Origin of the sequence: Streptomyces kronopolitis, assembly GCF_050953795.1 — a bacterium.
GTDB lineage: Bacteria > Actinomycetota > Actinomycetes > Streptomycetales > Streptomycetaceae > Streptomyces > Streptomyces kronopolitis_A.
This window is the reverse complement of record NZ_CP191850.1, coordinates 5193565-5215598: the sequence shown is the minus strand read 5'-3', so window position 1 is coordinate 5215598 and position 22034 is coordinate 5193565. Positions and strand designations below refer to the sequence as shown.

General features: G+C 72.2%; 20 protein-coding genes. 9 read left to right on the top strand and 11 right to left on the bottom strand.

Annotated features, from left to right (window positions below; genetic code table 11):
* Positions 1–280: 280 nt before the first annotated feature.
* The gene (locus tag ACQP17_RS23190) at positions 281–1156 is read right to left on the bottom strand and encodes a S1 family peptidase (protein ID WP_433858008.1); all 876 of its coding nucleotides are present in this window, start codon (positions 1154–1156) and stop codon (positions 281–283) included.
* Between the two features lie 247 nt (positions 1157–1403).
* On the opposite strand from ACQP17_RS23190, the gene ACQP17_RS23185 reads away from it, so the two are divergent.
* The gene (locus tag ACQP17_RS23185; RefSeq protein ID WP_433858007.1) at positions 1404–2753 is read left to right on the top strand and encodes a M14 family metallopeptidase; all 1350 of its coding nucleotides are present in this window, start codon (positions 1404–1406) and stop codon (positions 2751–2753) included.
* A gap of 95 nt (positions 2754–2848) precedes the next feature.
* Here ACQP17_RS23185 and ACQP17_RS23180 read toward each other — a convergent pair whose 3' ends face one another.
* Complete coding sequence (locus ACQP17_RS23180; protein WP_189097275.1) at positions 2849–3130, bottom strand: peptidylprolyl isomerase; 282 nt, start codon at positions 3128–3130, stop codon at positions 2849–2851.
* 274 nt (positions 3131–3404) lie between these two features.
* Here ACQP17_RS23180 and ACQP17_RS23175 point away from each other — a divergent pair, with 274 nt between their 5' ends.
* On the top strand, positions 3405–3701 hold the full coding sequence (locus ACQP17_RS23175) for a hypothetical protein (RefSeq protein WP_433858006.1): 297 nt from the start codon (positions 3405–3407) through the stop codon (positions 3699–3701).
* Here ACQP17_RS23175 and ACQP17_RS23170 read toward each other — a convergent pair.
* A complete protein-coding gene (locus ACQP17_RS23170) occupies positions 3689–3880 on the bottom strand; it encodes a hypothetical protein (protein ID WP_433858005.1) in 192 nt (63 codons plus the stop codon). The genes ACQP17_RS23175 and ACQP17_RS23170 overlap by 13 nt on opposite strands.
* Before the next feature lie 10 nt (positions 3881–3890).
* Positions 3891–4739, bottom strand: a complete 849-nt coding sequence (locus tag ACQP17_RS23165; RefSeq protein WP_433858004.1) for a helix-turn-helix domain-containing protein — start codon at positions 4737–4739, stop codon at positions 3891–3893.
* Between the two features lie 267 nt (positions 4740–5006).
* Between ACQP17_RS23165 and ACQP17_RS23160 the strand changes: the two genes are divergently transcribed.
* On the top strand, positions 5007–5495 hold the full coding sequence (locus ACQP17_RS23160) for an ATP-binding protein (RefSeq protein WP_433858003.1): 489 nt from the start codon (positions 5007–5009) through the stop codon (positions 5493–5495).
* A gap of 80 nt (positions 5496–5575) precedes the next feature.
* On the opposite strand, the gene ACQP17_RS23155 is transcribed toward ACQP17_RS23160, so the two are convergent.
* The 4 genes from ACQP17_RS23155 to ACQP17_RS23140 all read right to left on the bottom strand — a co-directional run bounded on the left by ACQP17_RS23155 (position 5576) and on the right by ACQP17_RS23140 (position 9610).
* Positions 5576–7051, bottom strand: coding sequence for a GntP family permease (locus ACQP17_RS23155; RefSeq protein ID WP_433858002.1), 1476 nt, complete (start codon positions 7049–7051; stop codon positions 5576–5578).
* Between the two features lie 161 nt (positions 7052–7212).
* Entirely contained in the window at positions 7213–7623 is a 411-nt protein-coding gene (locus ACQP17_RS23150; RefSeq protein ID WP_433858001.1) for a RidA family protein, read from the bottom strand.
* A gap of 5 nt (positions 7624–7628) precedes the next feature.
* Positions 7629–8408, bottom strand: coding sequence for an IclR family transcriptional regulator (locus ACQP17_RS23145; protein ID WP_433858000.1), 780 nt, complete (start codon positions 8406–8408; stop codon positions 7629–7631).
* A complete protein-coding gene (locus ACQP17_RS23140) occupies positions 8405–9610 on the bottom strand; it encodes a sugar kinase (RefSeq protein ID WP_433857999.1) in 1206 nt (401 codons plus the stop codon). The genes ACQP17_RS23145 and ACQP17_RS23140 overlap by 4 nt, the downstream gene beginning before the upstream one ends.
* 180 nt (positions 9611–9790) lie before the next feature.
* Here ACQP17_RS23140 and ACQP17_RS23135 point away from each other — a divergent pair, with 180 nt between their 5' ends.
* On the top strand, positions 9791–11080 hold the full coding sequence (locus ACQP17_RS23135) for an amino acid deaminase (RefSeq protein WP_433857998.1): 1290 nt from the start codon (positions 9791–9793) through the stop codon (positions 11078–11080).
* Between the two features lie 140 nt (positions 11081–11220).
* Entirely contained in the window at positions 11221–12855 is a 1635-nt protein-coding gene (locus tag ACQP17_RS23130; protein WP_433857997.1) for an N-acyl-D-amino-acid deacylase family protein, read from the top strand.
* Between the two features lie 28 nt (positions 12856–12883).
* Here the strand turns inward: ACQP17_RS23130 and ACQP17_RS23125 are convergent, their stop codons facing one another.
* Positions 12884–14761, bottom strand: coding sequence for a P-loop NTPase fold protein (locus ACQP17_RS23125; protein ID WP_433857996.1), 1878 nt, complete (start codon positions 14759–14761; stop codon positions 12884–12886).
* 245 nt (positions 14762–15006) lie between these two features.
* Between ACQP17_RS23125 and ACQP17_RS23120 the strand changes: the two genes are divergently transcribed.
* Both ACQP17_RS23120 and ACQP17_RS23115 read left to right on the top strand, forming a co-directional pair.
* Entirely contained in the window at positions 15007–16218 is a 1212-nt protein-coding gene (locus tag ACQP17_RS23120; protein WP_433857995.1) for a pyridoxal phosphate-dependent aminotransferase, read from the top strand.
* Between the two features lie 86 nt (positions 16219–16304).
* Positions 16305–16754, top strand: a complete 450-nt coding sequence (locus ACQP17_RS23115; protein WP_433857994.1) for a hypothetical protein — start codon at positions 16305–16307, stop codon at positions 16752–16754.
* Positions 16755–16915: 161 nt separating this feature from the next.
* Here the strand turns inward: ACQP17_RS23115 and ACQP17_RS23110 are convergent, their stop codons facing one another.
* Positions 16916–18736, bottom strand: coding sequence for a phosphoenolpyruvate carboxykinase (GTP) (locus tag ACQP17_RS23110; protein WP_433857993.1), 1821 nt, complete (start codon positions 18734–18736; stop codon positions 16916–16918).
* Positions 18737–18975: 239 nt separating this feature from the next.
* Between ACQP17_RS23110 and trhA the strand changes: the two genes are divergently transcribed.
* The gene (gene trhA, locus ACQP17_RS23105; protein ID WP_433857992.1) at positions 18976–19692 is read left to right on the top strand and encodes a PAQR family membrane homeostasis protein TrhA; all 717 of its coding nucleotides are present in this window, start codon (positions 18976–18978) and stop codon (positions 19690–19692) included.
* A 305-nt stretch (positions 19693–19997) separates the two neighbouring features.
* Complete coding sequence (locus tag ACQP17_RS23100) at positions 19998–20624, top strand: TetR/AcrR family transcriptional regulator (RefSeq protein ID WP_433857991.1); 627 nt, start codon at positions 19998–20000, stop codon at positions 20622–20624.
* Here the strand turns inward: ACQP17_RS23100 and ACQP17_RS23095 are convergent.
* A complete protein-coding gene (locus ACQP17_RS23095) occupies positions 20614–21963 on the bottom strand; it encodes an amidase (RefSeq protein ID WP_433857990.1) in 1350 nt (449 codons plus the stop codon). The two genes, ACQP17_RS23100 and ACQP17_RS23095, sit on opposite strands and share 11 nt — an antisense overlap.
* Between the last annotated feature and the right edge of the window lie 71 nt (positions 21964–22034).

The following is a 22034-nucleotide window of genomic DNA, read 5'->3' as shown; positions in this document are numbered from 1 at the left end:
CGCGGAGCGACTGAGCGGGAAACACGGTAACCCCCGCCCCCGACCAGCGGCTTGGCACCCGTAATGGTCTGGACCACACACGCGCGGGCGCAGGCGTCACAGGGTGCACATCCGTCTCTCGTGCCCCACTTTTCGGCCGCCCGCGGGTAGGTGCACGGGCGCGCGTCCGCGGGGGCCCGCACCACCCGCACGCCCCCGCTCCGTACCCGCCGCGAGGTCCCGTGCGCCGGAGCACACGGGACCTCGCCCACCGCTTCTCGACCGGACCGGCGCCGCTACCTCACCTGCGCGCGGCGGCCGGCTTCGGCAGGGTGCAGCCGTCCGCGTTCAGGTCGAGCTTGTTGCCGGCGCCGAAGCACTTCGGTATCCCGTAGGTCTCCTCCGCGTAGTTGGTGCCCTTGTGCACCGTGACCTTGCCGTTCTCGTCCACTTCGCACGGGTTGTTCTCGGTGCACCGCTCACCGTCCTCGTTGCCCGTGTTGTTGATGGCCGTGACCTTGCCCGTGGACGTGTCGATCACGGGCGATCCGGAGGTGCCGCCGATGGTCTGGCACTGCGGGGTGTAGCGGACCGAGTCCTTCCAGGTCCAGTCACCCTCCTTGAGGGTGGGCACGAACCCGTCGATGCTGCACGTGTAGATCTTCTTCCAGTATCCGGAGACGACGCTGATCCCGGCGCCCTTCGTCGGATGGTCGGTGGACAGCTCCAGTGGCTTGATCCCGTACTTCTGCTCGATCTGGGCGTAGGTCGAGCCGGACCGGTAGAGCGTGACGTCGGTGTCGGTCATCGTGGCGTAGACGACCCGGTTGGCCCGGATCGTGCCCGCCCGGCCGCCCGACTTGGTCAGCAGGGTGAAGCTGCGGCTGGACGGCTGGTCGACGACGACCTCGCCCGCGCCCGGCATGCCGCTTTCCAGACAGTGGCCGTTGGACATCACCAGCGCCGGGTCGTTCGCCTGCGAGCCGGGCATCCGCACGACGGAGCCGGAGCAGTTGCTCAGTGCGACGGTGCCGGCGAAGTCCACGGCCTTGGCCTTCTGGTGCTGCGCGGGCGCCCGGTGCTGCTGCGGCGCCGCCTGGGCCGTTCCGACGGTGCCCGCGAGGGCTGCGGCGCCCAGCACGGCCGTGGCCAGGGTGCCGACGAGAGGTCGATTCATGTGGGGGTCCTCTCAACTCTTTGTCACCGAAGTCCCGCCCGGGGCTTCGGATTTGTCGTGCGCAGTGTCCGCGCGGCCGCCCGATGAAGCAATCGGTTTCGCCGGATCGATGGGAAGTCGCCGGGTTGGCCACCGGCGGGCGGGAGCGGCCCGCCCGCCCGGCATCTGGCCGCCGGACGCCTTGACCCGCTCATGTCATACCCCGACACTCACGTCGTCGCTTCGCTCACACCCCACAGGAGACCGCATGCGACCACGTATCCGCGGCGGACGCAGCACCGTCCTCGCCGCGCTCCTCTCCCTCGCCCTCGCCGCTCCGGTCGCCGCCGCCCAGGCGACCGCCGCCCCGCCCGGCGCACCCGCCGCCGGCGCCGCGGCCCGCCTCGAACTCCCGCACCAGTACGAGGTGCCGGGCCCGGCGACGCCCGCCCAGCGCACCGCGCTCACCACGACCGGCGCCACGATCGACGAGGTCCACGCCCGCGCCGTCGTCCTCACCGCCGACCGCGCCCAAGCCGCGGCCGTACGTCAATTGGGCTACCGCCTGCGCAGGTTGCCCGATCCCCCGGCCACCCGGCCGGTCTCCCCCGGCACCCGGGTCAGGGATTTCCCCGCCGGGTACACGAAGTACCACACCTACGACGAGGCCACGAAGGAGATCGACGCCCTCGTCGCGAAGTACCCGCACCTGCTGAGCGAGCAGGTCATCGGCACCTCCCAGGAGGGCCGCAGCATCCTCGCCCTCAAGGTCAGCCGGAACGTCACCGAGGACGAGGCGGAGCCCGAGGTCCTCTTCACCGCGCACCAGCACGCCCGCGAGCACCTCACCGTCGAGATGGCCCTGTACCTCCTGGGCGAGTTCACCTCGAAGTACGGGACCGACCCCCGCATCACCAAGCTGCTGGACTCCCGCGAGATCTGGATCGTCCCGGACCTGAACCCGGACGGCGGCGCCTACGACATCGCCGCCGGCTCGTTCCGCAGCTGGCGCAAGAACCGCCAGCCCAACACCGGCTCCCGCAGCGTCGGCACCGACCTCAACCGCAACTGGGACTTCAAGTGGGGCTGCTGCGGCGGCTCGTCGTCCAGCCCCTCCTCCGAGATCTACCGCGGCCCGTCGGCCGCCTCGGCCCCCGAGGTCCAGGTCGTCTCGAAGTTCGTCCGCAGCCGGATCGTCGGCGGGAAGCAGCAGATCAAGGCCGCCATCGACTTCCACACCTACAGCGAGCTGGTCCTGTGGCCCTTCGGCTTCACCGACGACGACACCGGTCCCGGGATGACGCAGGACGACCATGACGCCTTCGCCGCCATCGGCCTGAGCATGGCCGCCAGCAACGGCTACACCCCCGAGCAGTCCAGCGAGCTGTACATCACCGACGGCGCGATCGACGACTGGCTGTGGGGCGACCAGAAGATCTTCGCCTACACCTTCGAGATGTATCCGTCCTCGGCCGGCGCCGGCGGCTTCTACCCCAAGGACACCGTGATCCCCAGGGAAACCACCCGCAACCGCGAGGCGGTCCTGCGCCTCCTGGAGAACGCCGACTGCGTCTACCGCTCCATCGGCAAGGAGGACCGGTACTGCAAGGGCAGCTGAGCCGCCCGGCCGCACGACGAGGGGGCACCCGGCCCGGTCCGGCCCGGGTGCCCCCTCGTCACGTCCTCGACGACGCGGCCCGACGGCACACCGCGTCAGTCCTCGCGGCTGGTGACCTCCAGGAGGTGCATGCCGAACTGGGTCTTGACCGGTCCCTGGACCACGCCGACCGGGGCGGAGAACACGACCTGGTCGAACTCCGGGACCATCTGCCCGGGACCGAAGGACCCGAGGTTGCCCCCGTCACGGGACGAGGGGCAGGAGGAGTGCTTCTTGGCCAGCTCGGCGAAGTCCGCTCCGCCGGCGATCTGCTCCTTCAGGTTCAGCGCCTCGGCCTCGGTGTTGACCAGGATGTGACGTGCAGTAGCCCTTGCCATGATTTGCGTCCTTTCGAGTCTTCTTCAGCGCCATCCACGATCGCGTACCCGGCAGGATCTGCCGGTGGCAGCGACCACCGGCCCGGCCCCCGGCAGGTACACGTGCCGCCTCCGTAGGTCGGGCAAGCGCCACCTCAGAATCCCACAGCCGATCACCCGCGCAGGTCACCGGCCGGGGGCGGCCCCCGCGGCACCTCTGCGGCCCGGTGAACCGTCCGCCCCGGGCCCGCGTCTTCCCCCGCGACCGCATCCCACCTGCCTGGGAGAACAGACCATGCCCGACAAGGACGTTGAGCCCACCGACGAGCGGATCCACCCCCCGGAGCCCTGGTGGGCGGACATCGGCGCCTGGGGAGCCATCGCCATGACCGCCTTCGGAGCCCTCCTGGCGGCATGGGTCTTCCTCCGCCTCCCCGGCACCCCGCCGGAACCGGCCTACGGCTACTACGGAGCCTCCAAGGTCATCGCCCTCGGCCTGGTGATCGTGGGCAGTACCTTGCTCACCCGCCGCCGGGCCCGTGCCACGTCCACCGAGGAAACGGACAGCCAGGACGGCCCTCAGAGCAGGTGATCGGCCTTGCCCGCCTTTATCTCGCGGATGAGGGTGCGCAGAGCCTCACGACTGTCGGTGACGTACGTGCCCTCGGCGCCTGCCACGGCGATGTAGGCATTGCCCTGGTCGTCGGTGCCGAGACGGAAGCAGGCTGAGCCCTCGGCGCAGAACGGCTCTTCCCAGCGGATATCGGCCATGGGGTGCCCCTCACAGTTGACGCGCGATGGCGTGGATGAAGTCGCGCGAGCGTTCGGGAGAGAGGCTAACTCGTTCCATTCCGTCCATCTGTGACCGGTAGCGGGTCAACTGCGCATCCAGGTGCAGGAACTCCGGTCCGTGCGTGCTGTCCACCTGCACGGCATCGAGTTGCGGCACCACACCTTCCGCGTAGACCACGGTCTGCCCGGCACCCGGAAACTCTCCGGCCTCGAAGGGGATGACGCGCAGGGTCACGTTGTCGCGCTCGGAGACTGCGAGGAGGTGCTCCAGCTGGGCGAGGGCTACCGCCCGGCCCCCGAACTGCATTCGTAGGGCTGCCTCATGGACGATGCCGAGGTATCCGCACGGGTCAGCACCCTCCAACACTTGCTGACGCTCCATCCGATGGGCCACCCGCAGCGCAATCTCATGCTTCGGCATGGGAGGGACGCCCGCACGAAAGATCGTGGCGGCATGGTCGCCGGTCTGCAGCAGACCCGGGATGTGCACCGTGTGCGCGGTGCGCATCCGTACGGCGTGCCACTCGAACTCGGCGATGTCCAGCAGCCCGGCAGGGAGGCTGCCCCGGTACTTCTCCCACCAGCCCCGGCCGGGCTCGGCCATGGCCACCAGTGCATCGACATATTTCTCATCGCGGCAGTCGCAGTTGCAGGCCAAGGTGCGCAGCCGCTCCGGGCTGATGGGGCGCAGGCCCGCCTCCATGTTAGAGAGCCTGCTCCGGTCGACACCCAGCAACCCGGCTGCATATTCGGCGGACATGCCTGCCGTCGTACGCAGCTTCCTGAGTTCGGCACCCAGCCGCTGCTGGCGTTCGGTCGGCGTTGTCCTCTGCGCCATGAAGTTCCCTCCGACTCCGAGATGTTGAGAAGTCTGCCGCCTGACATGCAAGAGGCACTACCGGAGGTCAGAAATCTCCCGACCGAGTGGCAAATTTAACCCCGGCTGCCCTACAGTCAGTAACGCAACGCTTACGCTCGACGCAGTCGGAAGCGCATTGCGCGAGCCTGCCCGCGGCCTCCTGCCCTGGGAGAGGCGGGCTCGCGCCAGGGAGACAGGCCACCGGCTGCCGAGACATCAACCACCCGTGAAGCACAGGGAGTTGCCATGCCCGCAGCCGTATCCGTCTGCCCGCACCCGCTCGACACCGTCACGCCCCCCGTACCGGAAAGTCTGGCCTACAGCCTGACCGTCCCCGCCGCGCTGGCCAGTCCCGCCATCGCGCGTGCCGCCACGGGCGTACTGCTCGAAGCCCACGGTCTGCGCGATGTGGCCGTCGCGGCCCTTCAAGTGGTGGGGGAACTCGCCGCCTGCGCCTGCCGGTTCACGGCGACCGAGGACGTCTACCTGTCGCTGCGCTACCGGGACGACGCGCTGCGCGTCACGCTGTACGACGGGCATCCGCGCCATACCCATCGGCGGCTCGCGGCGGCCTGCGACGCCCGGCGGCGCTCCACGCTCCTGCTGCTGGCCTGCGTGGTGCGGGACTGTGAGGGCGAGTGGGGGGTCGGGGCGTCGCAGGAGTCCGGCTACGGGACACGGATGTGGGCCGTGCTGCCGCGCGACGGGGCGCGGGCGTACGGGCGCGTGGTGTGACGCCGTACGCCGAGGGGGCGTCGCCCACCACCGGGCTGCCCCTCGGCGTACGCAGGGGTGGGAGAAGTCGCCGCCCGCCCCTACACCACCAGGCTCACCGCCAGCGCCACCGCGAACCCCGCCACCGACAGGACCGACTCCAGGACCGTCCAGGACTTGAGGGTGTCGCGTTCCGTGATGCCGAAGTACTTGCTGACCATCCAGAAGCCGCCGTCGTTCACGTGGGACGCGAAGATCGAGCCGGCCGAGATCGCCATGATGATCAGCGCCAGCTGGGCCTGGGACATGCCCTGGTTCTCGACGAGGGGGACGACGATGCCGGCCGTGGTGACGATGGCGACGGTGGCCGAGCCCTGGGCGACGCGCAGGAGGAGGGAGAGGAGGTAGGCGAGGACCAGCACCGGGAGGCCGACGTGGTGGAAGGTGTCGGCGAGGGCGGTGGCCACGCCGCTGCCCTTGAGGACGGCGCCGAAGATACCGCCGGCGCCGACGACCAGGATGATGTTGCCGACCGGCTTGAGGGACGCGGTGGAGACCCGTTCCAGGGACGTGCGGGACCAGCCGCGGCGGATGCCCAGCAGGTAGTACGACATCAGCAGGGCGAGGGTCAGGGCGACGAAGGGGTGGCCGAAGAATTCGAGCACCGAGCGGCCGGTGGAGGGCGGCAGGGCGATGGAGGAGAAGGTCGCCAGGAGGATGAGGAGCAGCGGGGTGCCGATGATGAGCAGGACGGTGGCGAGGGAGACCGGTTCCTCGGCCGGACCGGCGCCGGCCGCGCGCTTCTCCTCGGTTACCGCGGCCTTCGCCTCGTCAGCCGCCTCGACCATGTCCTGCGGGACGGGCACGAAGATCCGCTTGCCGATCCAGGCCGCGTAGCCCCAGGCGGCGAGCACCGCGGGGAGGCCGCAGACCAGGCCCATGAGGAGGATCCAGCCCAGGTCGACCTTGAACAGGCCGGCGGCGGCGACCGGGCCGGGGTGTGGCGGCAGGAAGGCGTGGGTCATGGACAGACCCGCGAGAAGCGGCATGCAGAAGAGCAGGATCGACTTTCCGCTTCTCTTCGCCGCCGCGTAGACGATCGGCGCGAGGACGAAGATGCCGACGTCGAAGAAGACCGGGATGCCGAAGATCAGGCCGGTCAGGCCCATGGCGAGCGGTGCGCGCTTCTCACCGAAGAGGCGCAGCAGACGGGCGCTGAGCACCTCGGCCCCGCCGGAGACTTCGAGGATCGCCCCCAGCATGGTGCCCAGGCCGATGATGATGGCGACATGGCCGAGGATGCCGCCCATCCCGGACTCGATCAGCGAGACCGCGTCGGACTTCTGCACCGTGCCGAAGAGTTCGGTGACCGAGAGCCCGGCGGCCAGGCCCACCGCGAGGGAGACCGTCAGCAGCGCGACGAACGGCTGCAGCCGCACCTTGATGATCAGGACGAGGAGGAGGGCGATGCCCAGGACGGCGACCGCGAGCAGGCCCGCGGTGCCGGGTATCAGGGCGAGCAGTCCGCCGGTGTGCGGGGGTGGGGGCGCGGGGGCGGGCGTGGCGGCGAGGAACATGGGTGACTCCGTTGTCAGGCAGGGGCCCGCGGGTCCCTGGCAGTGTTCCCGGACAGGGCGGTCCGCGGCACGGCGACCCGTCGCTACGGGACGCCGTGCCGTGCGGCGTTCGGTGTGCGCCGAGCGGCGCTAACGGCAGGCGGGGCAAGGGAGTCGGCGCCTCAGCTCAGGACCGCGAGGGCGTCGATCTCGACGAGCAGGCCGGGCGGCAGACCGACGTAGACGGTGGTGCGGGCGGCGGGCGCCTCCTTGAGGCCCTGCTCCTCGAAGTAGGCGTTGTAGATCTCGTTCAGCTCGGCGAAGTGCGCCACGTCGGTGAGGTAGACGCGGATCATCATCGCGTCGTCCCAGCTCGCGCCGCCCTCTTCGAGGATGGCCTTGACGTTGGCGAGGGTCTGCAGGGTCTGTTCGCGCAGGGTGGGGCCGGCCGGGGTGGGGGCCTGTCCCCCGGAGGCGGGCAGGAAGCCGACCTGGCCGGCGACCTGGAGGATGTTGCCCTTCTTCACGCCGTGGGAGAACTTCGCGGGCGGGGTGGTGTGGGTGGCTGGGGTGAGCGCGGTCTTCTCGGTCATGGTGGTCAGGCTTCCTGTGCGGGGCCGGCGGTGGACGGGGCAGGTGCGGTTCCGGAGTACTCCCGGCTGATGGCGTCGGCGGTGCGGCGTACCAGGGGGAGCAGGGTGAGGAGTTCCTCGGCGGTGACGACGACGTTCGGCGCGGAGAGGGACATGGCGGCGACCACGTGCCCGTCCGTGCCGCGGACGGGCGCGCCGACGCAGTTGATGGACTCTTCGTGGCCGCCGAGGTCGGTGGCCCAGCCCTGGGTGCGGACGGTGGCCAGTTCGGCGAGGAAGGCCGCGGCGTCGGGCGTCGAACGGGGCGTGTAGCGGGGGTAGTCGAGCTTCTCGGCGAGGGCGCGGCGCTCGGGCGTGGGCAGGTCGGCCAGGAGCAGCTTGGCGACCGCGGCGACGGTGATGGCGACGGGCTTGCCGATCCGGGAGTACATCCGGACCGGGTAGCGGCTCTCGACCTTGTCGATGTAGAGGACCTCGCTCTCCTCCAGCACGGCGAGGTGGACGGTGTGTCCACAGGCCTCGTTGAGGGCGACGAGGTGGGGGTGGGCGATCTCCCGGACGTCGAGGTGCTCGGCGGCCTGCTGGGCGAGCGCGAAGAGCCGGGCGCCCAGGCGGTAGCGCTGGTCGGCCTGGCGGTAGACCATGCCGTGCTCGTGCAGGGTCCGCAACAGGCGCAGGGCGGTGGATTTGTGCACGCCGAGCCGGACCGCAACCTGTTCGAGGTTGGCCGGGCCCTCCGCGAGCAGCGGCAGGATGCTCAGTGCGCGGTCGACGGTCTGGCTCATGTGCCCACCTCGCTGTCCCGGCGGCCGCCGGGGACGTGCCGTTCGGCGCCGGCCCTTCGGCCGGGGTCCGGCGGATCCGCCGTACCTGACTCGTTCACTGTGCCCGTCCCTCCACCCGTGCGGTGCGCTCCGGCGGCCGTCCAGCCGGGGCCGAGTCGCAGTGTGCCCCAGTCGGCGGGGCCCAGGGCGGCGAGGCGGTCGGCGAGGGCCCGGCCGAGCGGGGGGCCGAGGTCGCCGGGGACGGTGAGCGAGGCGGCGGCCAGCAGATGGCCGTGCCGCAGGCGGGCGAAGGGCGGCAGCGCGCGCAGGGCGCCGGAGAGGTAGCCGGCGGCGAACGCGTCGCCGGCGCCGATCGGGGCGACGACCTCGACGTGCAGCGCGGGGGCGAAGGTGACGGTGTCGGTGCCGTCGGCCTGCCGGTCGAAGGCGGTGGCGCCGGCCGCGCCGTGCTTGACGACGAGGGTGGCGGGCTCGGGCAGGGCGGCGCGCACGGCGCCGGGCCCGTGCAGCCCCCACGCGGCCTCGGCCTCGTCCTCGCCGACGAAGACCAGGTCGCAGCCGCGGGCGAGGTCCAGGAGGAGGTCCGGGCCGTGGGCGCAGGCACGCCACAGGTCCGCGCGGTAGTTGACGTCGAAGGAGACCAGGGGGCGGTCCGGGGTGCGGCGGGTGAGGGCGCGCAGCACGCCGAGGCAGCCGTCGGAGAGCGCGGCGGTGATGCCGCTGAGGTGCAGGATGCGGGCGGGGTGCAGCGCCGCGGGGTCGAGGAGGTCCGGCGCCATGGCGGAGGCGGCGGATCCGGCGCGGTAGTAGAGGACTTCGGCGCGCTCCGCGCTCTCGTGCTCCAGGCCGGTGGCGCGCTCGCCGGCGGTGCGGAAGTAGATGCCGGTGGGGCGCAGCGGGTCGCGCTGGACGTGGGTGGTGTCGACGCCGCAGTCGGCCACGGCGGCCAGGAGGTGGTCGCCGAAGCCGTCGGTGCCGACCCGCGAGACCCAGCGGGCGGTGTGTCCGGCGCGGGCGAGGGCGCAGGCGACGTTGGACTCGGCGCCGCCGATGGCCCGGTCGAAGGCGGGGACGCCGGCCAGCGGGCCGGGGGCGCGGGGCAGGAAGGTGACCATCGACTCGCCGAGGCAGACGACCTCGACGTCCCGGGCGGGGGCACCGGCCGGGGCGGCGGCGGTGCCGGCGTTCGAGGGCCTGGTCACGATGGCTCGCGCTCCTTCGCTGGGGTGCGTGCCCGGACGGTGTGCCGCGCGGTGTTCCACGGCCGATCCGCACCGCGTTTTGTCACCATTGACCGGGCGCTGGCCCGGATGTTAGACAGCTGCCAGCGATATGCGCAATGAGCGTTGCAGAGAATGCAACACAATTCTGGAGGAGGCCGCATGTCGGGCGAACGGCTCGCGCAGGGACTGAAGGAACTCGCGGAAGAGCGGGTGGATCACCGCTTCAAGTCGCTCCCGCCGGACGCCGACGGCCGCACCGTCGGCGAACTCGCCGCCGAGCGCCGCAACCTCTTCCGCGACGGCTTCACCACCCCCGTCCTCGCCCTCTCCGCCGAGTCGGTCGAGCACAACCTGGCCCTGATGGAGACCTACGCCGAGCGGCACGACCTGGCCTTCGCCCCGCACGGCAAGACCTCCATGGCGCCCCAGCTCTTCGCCCGCCAGCTGGCGCACGGCGCGTGGGGCATCACCGCCGCCGTCCCGCACCAGGTCCGGGTCTACCGCAGTTACGGCATCGACCGGATCTTCCTGGCCAACGAGGTCGTCGACGCGGTCGCGCTGCGCTGGCTCGCCGCCGAACTCGCCGCCGACCCGGACTTCCGCTTCCTGTGCTACGTCGACTCGCTGCGCGGCATCGAGCTGATGGACGCCGCGCTGCGCGAGGCCGGCGCGACCCGCCCGGTCGACGTGGTCATCGAACTCGGCGCCGGCGACGGCGCGCGCACCGGCGTACGGACCGAGACCGAGTGCCTCGAACTCGCCGACGCGCTGGCCGGGGTGGACACCCTGCGCCTGGTCGGCGTGGCCGGCTACGAGGGCGAGGTGCCGGACGCCACCACCGAGCGGGTCACCGCCTGGATGCGCCGGCTGGTCGCGCTGGCCGAACGGCTGGACGCCGCGGGCCGGTTCGCCGACCTCGACCGGATCGTCATCAGCGCCGGTGGTAGCGCCTGGTTCGACGCGGTCGCCGACGTCTTCGCCGAACTCCCCGCGCTGTCCGCGCCGGTCCTCAAGCTGCTGCGCTCGGGCGCGTACGTCTCGCACGACGACGGCCAGTACCGCACGCTGACCCCCTTCAACCGGGTCCCGGAGGAGGGCGCCCTGCAGCCCGCCTTCCGCCTGTGGGCGCAGGTCGTCTCCCGCCCCACCCCGCAGCAGGCGTTCCTCAACGCGGGCAAGCGCGACGCGGCCTACGACCTCCATCTGCCGGAGGCCCAGGTCGTACGGTCCGGCCGGGACGGCACCCTGCGCCCGGCCGACGGGCTCACCGTCACCGGCCTGTCCGACCAGCACGCCTGGGTCGCCACCGAGCGCTCCGGCGATCTGGAGGTCGGCGACTGGGTCGCGCTGGGGCTGTCGCACCCCTGCACCTCCTTCGACAAGTGGCAGCTGATCCCGCTGGTCGAGGCGGACGGCACGGTCACGGACTTCATCCGGACCTTCTTCTAGGACCGGCCCCCGGCGGGCCGCGGCCCGCCCCCGAGCCCCGGCGGTGCGTACCGATCCCCCGCGGTGCGCACCGCCGGTCCCTCCCCGGGCCCCGGGGGTGGGGCACCCGTCCCCGGGGCAGCGAGAAAGGCGGCCCGCCCATGGACACCGTGTTCCGCGATGTGCGTGTCCTGGACGGGTCCGGCGGCCCGTCCTACCGCGCCGACGTCGCCCTGTCCGGCGGCCGGATCGCCGAGATCCACCGCGAGTCGGACGGCGGGCGGCGCCCGGGCGCCGCCCGCGTGGTGGACGGCCACGGCCTGGCCCTGGCCCCCGGCTTCATCGACATGCACGCCCACAGCGATCTGGCGCTGCTGCGCGACCCGGGCCACGAGGCGAAGGCCGCCCAGGGCGTCACCCTCGAAGTCCTCGGCCAGGACGGCCTGTCGTACGCACCGGTCGACGAGCGCACCCTGGACGAGGTCCGCGTCCAGATCACCGGCTGGAACGGCGGCGGGCCCGGCGACACCTCCGTCGACTTCGACTGGCGCACGGTCGGCGAGTACCTCGACCGCCTCGACCACGGCTTCGGCGGCCAGGGCATCGCGGTCAACGCCGCCTACCTCGTCCCGCAGGGCACCGTGCGGATGCTCGCGGTCGGCTGGGACGACCGGGCGGCCACCGCCGGTGAACTGGCCCGGATGAAGCAGCTGGTCGCCGAGGGCCTGGAACAGGGCGCGGTCGGCATGTCCTCCGGGCTGACCTACACCCCCGGCATGTACGCGGGCGACGCCGAACTGACCGAGCTGTGCCGGGTGGTGGCCCGCCACGGCGGCTACTACTGCCCGCACCACCGCTCGTACGGCGCCGGGGCGCTGGACGCGTACGCGGAGATGATCGCCCTGACCCGCGAGGCCGGCTGCGCGCTGCATCTCGCCCACGCCACCATGAACTTCGGCGTCAACGAGGGCCGCGCGCCCGAGCTGCTCGCGCTGCTGGACGACGCCCTGGACGCCGGCGCGGACCTCTCCCTCGACACCTATCCCTACACCCCCGGCTGCACGACGCTGGCCGCGATGCTGCCGAGCTGGGCGGGCGAGGGCGGCCCCGAGGCGGCCTTGGCCCGGCTGCGCGACGAGGCGACGGCCGCCCGCATCCGCCATGCCATGGAGGTGGCGGGCGCGGACGGCTGCCACGGGGTGCCGATCTCCTGGGACACCGTCGAGATCTCCGGGGTGTGCGACCCGGCCCTGGCCGGCTTCGTCGGCAAGACCGTCGCCCGCAGCGCGGCCGAGCGCGGCGAGGAGCCCTGGGACACCGCCCGGCAGCTGCTGCTCGACGACCGGCTGGGCCCGACGATCCTTCAGCACATCGGCCACGAGGACAACGTCCGCCGCATCATGCGCCACCGGGTGCACACCGGCGGCAGCGACGGCATCCTCCAGGGCGACAAGCCGCATCCGCGCGCGTACGGCACCTTCCCCCGCTACCTCGGCACCTACGCCCGGGAGCTGGGGGTGCTGTCGCTGGAGGAGTGCGTCGCCCATCTGACGGGCCGTCCGGCCGCCCGGCTGCGACTCGCCGACCGCGGCCTGGTCCGCGAGGGCCACCGCGCCGACCTGGTCCTCTTCGACCCCGCGACGATCGCCGCCGGAGCCACCTTCGACGCCCCGCGCACCCCGCCCGTGGGCATCCCGCACGTCCTGATCGACGGCCGGTTCGTGATCGAGGACGGCCGGCGCACGCAGGTACTGGCGGGCCGCTCGGTCCGGCGAACGGCACCGGGGCGCCGGTGAGAGGCGGCACGGGGCCCTGGACCGCTGCTCAGCCGGACCGCGGGACCTGCCCGGCCAGCCGCAGCACCAGCAGCTCGACCTCCGCGGCGCTGGTGGTCAGGTCGGCCCCCAGCTCGTCCGCGACGGACTGGCGCTCCGGCGTGATCCGCCCGGTGTAGAAGATGACCGGCCCGGCGTAGCGGCCCTCGCTCCGCAGCCGCCCGACGTGCTCCAGGCCCGCGCGCGGGTTGGCGCCCCGGCCGATGTCGGAAACGATCAGCGTCGGCTGCTCGACCGCGAGGGCGGCGTCCGCGGCATCGGAGTCCTCGGCGATCCGCACCACGGCACCCGCCGCCCGCAGCCGCCCCGCCAGAGGCTCGTTGTTGCCCGGGTAGTCGTCCACCCACAGGATCCGTACCCGCCGCAGCGGCGCACCGGACTCCTCACCCCGCGTCGCCGGCCGCGCGCCGTACCCGGGCGCCACCGGCGAGGGGGTGGCCAGGACGTACGGGGCGGGTTCGGGCTCCACGGCGGCCGGGAGTGCCGCCCCCTCGCGCAATCGCCGCAGCAGCTCCGCGGACCGGGGCAGTTCCACCAGGCCGTCGATCAGCGAGGTGAACTCCTGGTCGGTGACCATCTCCGGGAAACTGCTGGGCAGTTGGCGCTCCAGCCGGTTGAGGGTCTCCTCCCGCGGTTCCCTGTCCGTTTCGGGCAGGTCGTGTTCGTCCAGGAAGCGGGACACCACGGCCAGCTCCGCCGCCGGGACGGCCTCCGGCGTCCGCAGCAGCCGGCGCACCTGCCGGTAGGTGCGGAACTCGGCGATCACATCGCCCGTCCCGCCCGGGGCACCGGCCACCATCCGGTAGAAGTCGGGGTAGAAGTACTGCAGCAGCAGCGTGCGGACCACCGCCTCGGGCGGGAAGTCGTCCCACATCGGGTTGAGCGTCGCCTCCAGCACGAAGCCGTTCACCAGCCGCTTGATACGGCGCGGGTTGCGGGCCGAGCGCTCCGCGAGCATCGTCGTCAGCCGCTCGTCCAGAAGCCGGTCGATGCCGGCCTCGCGGGCGCACCGCCCGATGTACTCCCGTACGCCCTGCTGGTCGGCCACCGGGATGCGGTAGCTCGTCTGGAAGATCTTCTCCATGAACGCCGAGGCGGCGGGCGACAGATCGCGCAGCAGCCCGCCCGGGCCCAGTGCCGACCGGTCGCAGCCGACGACGAACGCCAGCCCCGGGACGTCCAGCGAGACTTTCACCGCCTCGCAGACCTTGAGTACCACCTCCTCCGGGCAGCGGTCGAGGTCGTCGATGAAGACGACCAGCAGCCGGCGCGGCCGGAACTCCCCGGTCTGCGACCACTCCTGCACCAGGTCGCCGATCGCCCCGCGCATCGCGTTGCGGGCCTGGGAGTCGACGGACAGGCTCTTCCACACCTCGTCGACCAGCCCGGCCACCCCCAGCGGCCCGGCGGCGACCGTCGTCAGGGCCCGAGCGGCCCGCAGCAGCGCGCGCCGCTCGGACAGCCGGTGCACCCCGCGCCGCAGCACCCGCCGGTCGAACCGCATCAGGACGGACTTGATCAGCCCTTCCAGCGCGTCGTCGGCGGTCGAGGTCCAGGCGTTGAACCAGACGGTGTGCACCTCGGGGGCCCGCGCCAGTTCGGCGTCGACCAGCCGCATGAGGCTGCTCTTGCCCATGCCCCAGCCGGCGTCCACGGCGAGCGTGAAGGGCGTGGAGTCACGGGAGGCGACCAGCAACCCGGCGAGCTGGCGGGCGGCCCGCCCGGTTCCCAGCAGATCCGCCGCCGGGTCGGTGACCGGTTCGTCGTTGAGCAGCGCGAACCGCGCGGCCGGTGCGGGCTCGGGGCCGTGCGGGAAAGACTGGGCGGGTAACGGGAGGCGTGCGGCTCCGGTGGAGGTGCTCGTCATCCGTGGCCCCCGTGTCAGCTCGTCGGCGTGCGCGGCGGCCGGGCAGGACCGGCCGTGCACCGGCCAGAGCGTACCGTCGGGCGACCCCCACCCGCGGCCCCTGGCGGAAATCGCCGGCGCCCTGCGCCCGCCCGGACCCCGACCACCCGGATCCTCACCGAGTGTGAGGAAGCTCCCCCGTTCCGTGAGTCAACGTGGGGAAAAACACCGGGCGGCCGCCGATACGCGCCCGTAAGGTGGCGGACATGCAGGTGATCCAGTCAACGAAGCTCGCCAACGTCTGCTACGAGATCCGTGGCCCGGTGCTCGAGGAGGCCATGCGGCTGGAGGCGGCGGGTCACCGCATCCTCAAGCTCAACACCGGCAATCCGGCGGCGTTCGGCTTCGAGTGCCCGCCCGAGATCCTGGAGGACATCCTCCGCACGGTCGGCAGCGCCCACGGCTACGGCGACGCGAAGGGCCTGCTGTCCGCCCGCCGCGCGGTGATGCAGCACTACCAGACCCAGGGCATCGAGCTCTCCGTCGACGACGTCTACCTCGGCAACGGCGTCTCCGAGCTGATCCAGATGTCCATGCAGGCGCTGCTGGACGACGGCGACGAGGTCCTGGTCCCGGCCCCGGACTACCCGCTGTGGACGGCCTCGGTCTCGCTCTCCGGCGGCACGGCCGTGCACTACCGCTGCGACGAGCAGGCCGACTGGATGCCCGACCTCGCCGACATCGAGCGCAAGGTCACCGACCGCACCAAGGCGATCGTCGTCATCAACCCCAACAACCCCACGGGCGCCGTCTACGACGAGGAGCTGCTGCGGGGCATCGCGGAGATCGCCCGCCGGCACAACCTGATCGTCTGCGCCGACGAGATCTACGACAAGATCCTCTACGACGGCGTCACCCACACCCCGTTCGCCGCCCTGGCCCCCGACCTGCTGACCCTGACCTTCAACGGGCTGTCGAAGTCCTACCGGGTGGCGGGCTACCGCAGCGGCTGGATGGCCGTCTGCGGCCCGAAGGCGCACGCCGCCTCGTACATCGAGGGCCTGACGATCCTGGCCAATATGCGGCTGTGCGCCAACATGCCGGCCCAGCACGCCGTGGCCACCGCGCTCGGCGGCCGTCAGTCGATCAACGATCTGGTGCTGCCCGGCGGACGGCTGCTGGAACAGCGCGACACGGCGTACGACCTGCTCACCCAGATCCCCGGGGTCAGCTGCGTCCGGCCGAAGGGCGCGCTGTACGCCTTCCCGCGCCTGGACCCCAAGGTCTACAAGATCAAGGACGACCGGGAGATGGTGCTCGACCTGCTCCGCGCCGAGAAGATCATGATCGTCCACGGCACCGGCTTCAACTGGCCCGAGCCGGATCACTTCCGCCTGGTCACGCTGCCCGGCAAGGAGGATCTGACGGACGCCGTCACCCGGATCGGCTCCTTCCTCGACGGTTACGGACAGTACTGAACCACCGCGATTTTTCTATACGGATCTCAACTTTAGACAGAGTCCAAGCTAGGATGGTCTCCTGACGCATTTCAGGAGGCCGTCCCATGTACGAACCGATCCGCACCAAGTCGGTCCACACCATGGCCGCCGCCCCGCAGATCCCGCACCGCTCCCGCGCGCAGGAGCTGGACATCCGGCTCGCCACCCAGCTGACCGCGCTGCTCACCGTCACCGATGAGCTGCACGCGCTGGCGACGCGGGCGGACGGCCCTGCGGCGGACGGCGCCGCACCCGAGGGCGCCGCGCTGGCCGACGCCGCCGAGCGCCTCGCGGAGCAGGTCGCGCGGCTGAGCGGCGGCCACTATCCGCTGCGCGCCGAGCCCACCGACGGCGCCGCCGCCTCCCGGGCCGCGGCCCTCCACCAGCGCGCCCACGCCCTCGCCGAACACACCCTCGCCCTCGCCACGACCCGGAACGACACCGCGGTGGCCGCCCTGGCGGCGGAGCGGGTGGCCGCGCACGCCGCACCGCTCCCGGATCTCGCCACGGCCTGAGCCGCGCCGCACGCGCCGGACGCCTCCGCTCACCCGACCGGCCCAAACGGGCGGCATCGATCCCGCCCGCCCCGCGCAGCGCACCCGCCTCCGCGCAGCGCACGAGCCGGGGCCCCGCACCTGCGTGGTGCGGGGCCCCGGTCGGTGTGCGGTGCGCGTGGTCAGCCGAGCCGCTGGACCAGCGCGCGGTACTCGTCCCACAGCTCCTTCGGCGTGTGGTCACCGAAGGTGTTGAGGTGCTCGGGGATCAGCGCCGCCTCCTCGCGCCACACGTCCTTGTCGACGGTCAGCAGGAAGTCGAGGTCGGCGTCGTCGAGACCGAGGCCCTCGGTGTCCAGCGACTCCTTGGTGGGCAGCACGCCGATGGGCGTCTCGACCCCCTCGGCCTTGCCGTCCAGCCGCTCGACGATCCACTTGAGCACCCGGCCGTTCTCGCCGAAGCCCGGCCACACGAAGCGGCCCTTGTCGTCCTTGCGGAACCAGTTGACGTAGTAGATCTTCGGCAGCTTGGCCTGGTCCTTGTCCGCACCGACCTTGACCCAATGGCCCATGTAGTCGCCCATGTTGTAGCCGCAGAACGGCAGCATGGCGAACGGGTCGCGGCGCAGCTCGCCGACCTTGCCCTCGGCCGCTGCGGTCTTCTCGCTGGCCACGTTGGCGCCGAGGAAGACGCCGTGCTGCCAGGTCAGCGACTCGGTCACCAGCGGCACGGCGCTGGCGCGGCGGCCGCCGAAGAGGATGGCCGAGATCGGCACGCCCCGGGGGTCCTCCCACTCGGGCGCGATGATCGGGCACTGGCCCGCGGGCACGGTGAAGCGGGCGTTGGGGTGGGCGGCCGGGGTCGCGGACTCCGGGGTCCAGTCGTTGCCCTTCCAGTCCGTGAGGTGGGCGGGCTTCTCCTCCGTCATGCCCTCCCACCACACGTCGCCGTCGTCGGTCAGCGCGACGTTGGTGAAGACGGAGTTGCCCCACATCGTCTTCATGGCGTTGGCGTTGGTGTGCTCGCCGGTACCGGGGGCGACGCCGAAGAAGCCGGCCTCGGGGTTGATCGCGTAGAGACGGCCGTCCTCACCGAAGCGCATCCAGGCGATGTCGTCGCCGATGGTCTCGACCGTCCAGCCGGAGATCGTGGGCTCCAGCATCGCGAGGTTGGTCTTGCCACAGGCGCTCGGGAAGGCGGCGGCGACGTACTTGGCCTCGCCCTGCGGCGGGGTGAGCTTGAGGATCAGCATGTGCTCGGCGAGCCAGCCCTCGTCGCGGGCCATGACGGAGGCGATGCGCAGCGCGTAACACTTCTTGCCGAGCAGGGCGTTGCCGCCGTAGCCGGAGCCGTAGGACCAGATCTCGCGGTCCTCGGGGAAGTGCGAGATGTACTTGGTGGAGTTGCACGGCCACGGCACGTCGGCCTCGCCCTCGGCCAGCGGGGCGCCGAGGGTGTGGACGGCCTTGACGAAGAAGCCGTCGTCGCCGAGCTGGTCGAGCACCGGCCGGCCCATGCGCGTCATGGTGCGCATGGAGACCGCGACATAGGCGGAGTCGGTGATCTCCACGCCGATCGCGGAGAGCGGGGAGCCGAGCGGGCCCATGCAGAACGGGACGACGTACATCGTCCGGCCCTTCATCGCCCCGCGGAAGATGCCCTTCTCGCCTGCGAAGATCTCCCGCATCTCGGCGGGGGCCTTCCAGTGGTTGGTCGGGCCGGCGTCCTCTTCCTTCTCGGCGCAGATGAAGGTGCGGTCCTCGACACGCGCGACGTCCGAGGGGTCGGAGGCGGCGTAGTACGAGTTGGGGCGCTTGATCGGGTCGAGCTTCTTGAACGTGCCCTTGTCGACGAGCTCCTCGCACAGCCGCTCGTACTCCGCCTCCGAGCCGTCACACCAGACGACCCGGTCGGGCTGGGTGATAGCTGCGATCTCGTCGACCCAGGCGATGAGCCCCTGGTGACCGGTCGGAAGGGTGGGAGCCGCGTTGTCGCGCGCCACGATCGCTCCTAGATGAGGGTCTGGACGGATATCTACCCGATTCGCCGGGAACATCCGCTTCTTTTGGTTGTCTGCCCCTTGGGGGCCGCGACCCGGATGCTTCGTGACCGCTCATCCGGTGCCGACCGCACTCATTTGATCATCCGACCCGGAGAGTGTTCTGTCCAGAGGGCACCTTGGTGACCGTCACCACTCCGGTATGAATCCGTAACTTACGGTGGCGTAGGTAGCATGACGCCATGACTTCCGCGCCCGAAGCCGCCGACAGCCGGCCCCCCTCCGCGCCGCCCGCGGACGCGGCCGTCGCCGCCACGGCCGCACCCCTCAAGCCGAGACTGCGCGGCTGGCTGCACGCCGGGATGTTCCCCGCCGCGCTGCTCTCCGGCATCCTCCTCACCGCCCTCGCCGACAGCCCCCGCGGCCGCCTGGCCTGCGCCATCTACACGATGACCGCCTGTCTGCTGTTCGGCGTCAGCGCCCTTTACCACCGCGGCAATTGGGGCCCGCGGGCCGACGGCGTGCTGCGCCGGCTCGACCACGCCAACATCTTCCTGATCATCGCGGGCACCTACACCCCGCTGACGATGCTGCTCATGCCGGGATCCCGCGGCGAGACCCTGCTCTGGGCGGTCTGGGCGGCCGCCCTGGCCGGCATCCTCTTCCGGGTCTTCTGGGTCGGCGCCCCCCGCTGGCTGTACACCCCCTGCTACATCGCCATGGGCTGGGCCGCCGTCTTCTTCCTGCCCGATTTCCTGCGCACCGGCGGCATCGCCGTTCTCGTACTGGTCGTCGTCGGCGGGCTGCTCTACAGCGCGGGCGGCGTCATCTACGGCCTCAAGCGCCCCAACCCCTCACCCCAGTGGTTCGGCTTCCACGAGGTCTTCCACTCCCTCACCCTGGCGGCCTTCGTCGTGCACTACGTCGGGATCTCGCTGGTGGCCTACACCCACACCTGACCGGCGGTCCCGCTCCCCGCCGCAACGCCCCGGACTCCGCAACCGGCACTCCGCACCCCTCCCCCACGCCTCCCCGCCGCGACTTCGTGTCGCGGCCCTTTCCGTCGCCGCGCCCGATGCGGCGACGGTCATCCCGACGCCCCTCCCGGGCTGCTTCACGCAACGTAATCACTCACGCGCCACAGCGTGACACACCCCACTGACAACCGACAGCGCGCACCCGGCCAACCGCGAGCGCGGGCGCCCTGCCCGCACCCCCACCACGCCGTCGTTTCCGGGCCCCGGGATGGCCGACAATGCTGCCCATGGTCTCCGCACACCGCTCCGCCACGCCATCCTCCGGGACACCGAAGCCCGGGTTACGGGAGCGGAAGAAACTCCAGACCCGGGAGGCGATCCGGCACGCCGCCTACCGGCTCTTCGCGGAGCGGGGCTACGACGCGACGCCGGTCGACCGGATCGCCGAGGCCGCCGAGGTCTCACCGAGCACGGTCTTCCGCTACTTCCCCACCAAGGAGGACATCGTGCTCGCCGACGACCGGCCCGCCGTACTGGAGGCCGGTCTGCGGGCCCGCCCCCTGGACGAGCCGGTGGTCGAGTCGATGCGCCGGATCACCGTCGAAGCACTGCGCCGGCTCACCGCACAGGAGCGCGGCGAACTCGTCCAGCGCGTCCGGCTGATCCGCGAGGTGCCCGCCGTCCGGGGCCGCACCGCGGAGAAGACCGCGCGGGACGCCGCGCGGCTCACCGCGGTGCTGACGGAACGCTCCGGCCGCCCGGAAGGCGACCCGGAACTGCGGGTGACCGTCGCCGCGTTACTCGCCGCGCTCCAGGAGGCGCTGCTGGCCTGGGTCGAGACCGGTCCCGAGGGCGATCCGGCGGCCCTGGTCCACCGGGCCATGGACGTCCTGGCCCGGGGCCTCACACCGTAGGGGCGGCGCCCGGGGGCGCTGCGCCCGGCGCGGCGTTCAGGACGCGCTCGATCCCGGCCGCCGCGGTCAGCAGCTCCTCGTCCGCGCCGAGCGGGCCGACGAGCTGCAGGCCCAGCGGCAGCCCGTTCGCCGCACGCCCCGCGGGCAGACTGACGGACGGCAGACCGGCGTTGCTCCACGGCAGGCACATGATCGAGCTGCCGGTGGTGGTGAGGTCGGCGGGGGCGGGGCCGGTCGCGGACGGGGCGATCCACAGGTCGACGCCGGCCGCGGCACGCTCCGCCGCGAGCCGCTCGCGGAAGACCTCGCGCCGCTCCCGGGCCGCCTCGTAGGCGGTGTCCCCGATCGTGTGGCCCTCCCGGATGGCCGCCGTGGTCTCGGGGCGGTAGAGGTCCCCGTAGCGCGCGAACCAGTCGGCGTGGGCCCGGGCCACCTCGTAGCGGTTCATCGTGAACAGCTGCGCCACGATCTGCGCGAAGTCGGCCATCACCGGCACCTCGTGGACGACGTACCCGGCGGCGCGCAGCAGCGCGCGCTGCGCGGCGAAGGCGGCCAGCGCCTCGTCACCGGCGCGCTCCAGATAGGGCCCGGCCGGCACGCCCAGTACGGGGCGCGCCTCGCCCTCCGCCGGGCCCCGCCCCCGCCAGCCGTCGGCCAGCACCGATGCCGCCAGGGCGACCCCGGCGACGTCCGTGGCGTACCAGCCCAGGGTGTCGAAACTCGCGGCGTTGGGGATCACTCCGTCCATCGGGATCCGCCCGTAGCTCGGCTTGAAGCCGACCACTCCGCAGTACGCGGCGGGCCGGATCATCGAGCCGACGGTCTGCGTCCCGATGGCCAGCGGCACCATCCCGGCGGCGACGGCGGCCGCCGACCCGCTGCTCGAACCGCCGGGGGTGTGCGCCGGGTGGTGCGGATTGCGGGTCGGGCCCGGCGCGGTGACGGCGAATTCCGCGGTCACCGTCTTGCCCGCGATCAGCGCACCGGCGGCACACAGCCGGTCGACGACGCCGGCCTGCCGCCCGGCGAGCGCCTCGGGCGGCAGCACCGAACCCGCCCGGGTGGGCAGCCCGTCGGCGTGCACGATGTCCTTGACGCCCACCGGGACGCCGTACAGCGCGGGCCGGCCGCCGGCCTCGCCCGCGTCGCCCGCCGCCCGGCGCGCCGCCTCCAGGAGCCGCGCACGCCGCCCGGCTTCGGGCACGAACGCCTGCACCTGCGGGTCGACGGCGTCGATCCGGTCGCACGTACGCCGCGCCGCGTCGACGGGATCGTCCGTCCCGGCCCGCAGCCCCGCGGCTTCCTGGGCGAGGGAGCGATATCCGAGCAAGGTCGTCACACCCGCAGGCTACAACCGCCCACCGACAGCGGCCGGAGTTCCGCTCCCCGGCCCGCGCCCCGCCGCCATGG

What these genes read in the sequence shown, in the direction of transcription:
- ACQP17_RS23150 (WP_433858001.1), bottom strand. Translation starts at nt 7,623, where the DNA reads ATGACCGAGAAGACCGCGCTCACCCCAGCCACCCACACCACCCCGCCC.
- ACQP17_RS23175 (WP_433858006.1), top strand. Translation starts at nt 3,405, where the DNA reads ATGCCCGACAAGGACGTTGAGCCCACCGACGAGCGGATCCACCCCCCG.
- ACQP17_RS23170 (WP_433858005.1), bottom strand. Translation starts at nt 3,880, where the DNA reads ATGGCCGATATCCGCTGGGAAGAGCCGTTCTGCGCCGAGGGCTCAGCC.
- ACQP17_RS23135 (WP_433857998.1), top strand. Translation starts at nt 9,791, where the DNA reads ATGTCGGGCGAACGGCTCGCGCAGGGACTGAAGGAACTCGCGGAAGAG.
- trhA (WP_433857992.1), top strand. Translation starts at nt 18,976, where the DNA reads ATGACTTCCGCGCCCGAAGCCGCCGACAGCCGGCCCCCCTCCGCGCCG.
- ACQP17_RS23100 (WP_433857991.1), top strand. Translation starts at nt 19,998, where the DNA reads ATGGTCTCCGCACACCGCTCCGCCACGCCATCCTCCGGGACACCGAAG.
- ACQP17_RS23115 (WP_433857994.1), top strand. Translation starts at nt 16,305, where the DNA reads ATGTACGAACCGATCCGCACCAAGTCGGTCCACACCATGGCCGCCGCC.
- ACQP17_RS23145 (WP_433858000.1), bottom strand. Translation starts at nt 8,408, where the DNA reads ATGAGCCAGACCGTCGACCGCGCACTGAGCATCCTGCCGCTGCTCGCG.
- ACQP17_RS23160 (WP_433858003.1), top strand. Translation starts at nt 5,007, where the DNA reads ATGCCCGCAGCCGTATCCGTCTGCCCGCACCCGCTCGACACCGTCACG.
- ACQP17_RS23120 (WP_433857995.1), top strand. Translation starts at nt 15,007, where the DNA reads ATGCAGGTGATCCAGTCAACGAAGCTCGCCAACGTCTGCTACGAGATC.
- ACQP17_RS23155 (WP_433858002.1), bottom strand. Translation starts at nt 7,051, where the DNA reads ATGTTCCTCGCCGCCACGCCCGCCCCCGCGCCCCCACCCCCGCACACC.
- ACQP17_RS23190 (WP_433858008.1), bottom strand. Translation starts at nt 1,156, where the DNA reads ATGAATCGACCTCTCGTCGGCACCCTGGCCACGGCCGTGCTGGGCGCC.
- ACQP17_RS23165 (WP_433858004.1), bottom strand. Translation starts at nt 4,739, where the DNA reads ATGGCGCAGAGGACAACGCCGACCGAACGCCAGCAGCGGCTGGGTGCC.
- ACQP17_RS23130 (WP_433857997.1), top strand. Translation starts at nt 11,221, where the DNA reads ATGGACACCGTGTTCCGCGATGTGCGTGTCCTGGACGGGTCCGGCGGC.
- ACQP17_RS23180 (WP_189097275.1), bottom strand. Translation starts at nt 3,130, where the DNA reads ATGGCAAGGGCTACTGCACGTCACATCCTGGTCAACACCGAGGCCGAG.
- ACQP17_RS23125 (WP_433857996.1), bottom strand. Translation starts at nt 14,761, where the DNA reads ATGACGAGCACCTCCACCGGAGCCGCACGCCTCCCGTTACCCGCCCAG.
- ACQP17_RS23185 (WP_433858007.1), top strand. Translation starts at nt 1,404, where the DNA reads ATGCGACCACGTATCCGCGGCGGACGCAGCACCGTCCTCGCCGCGCTC.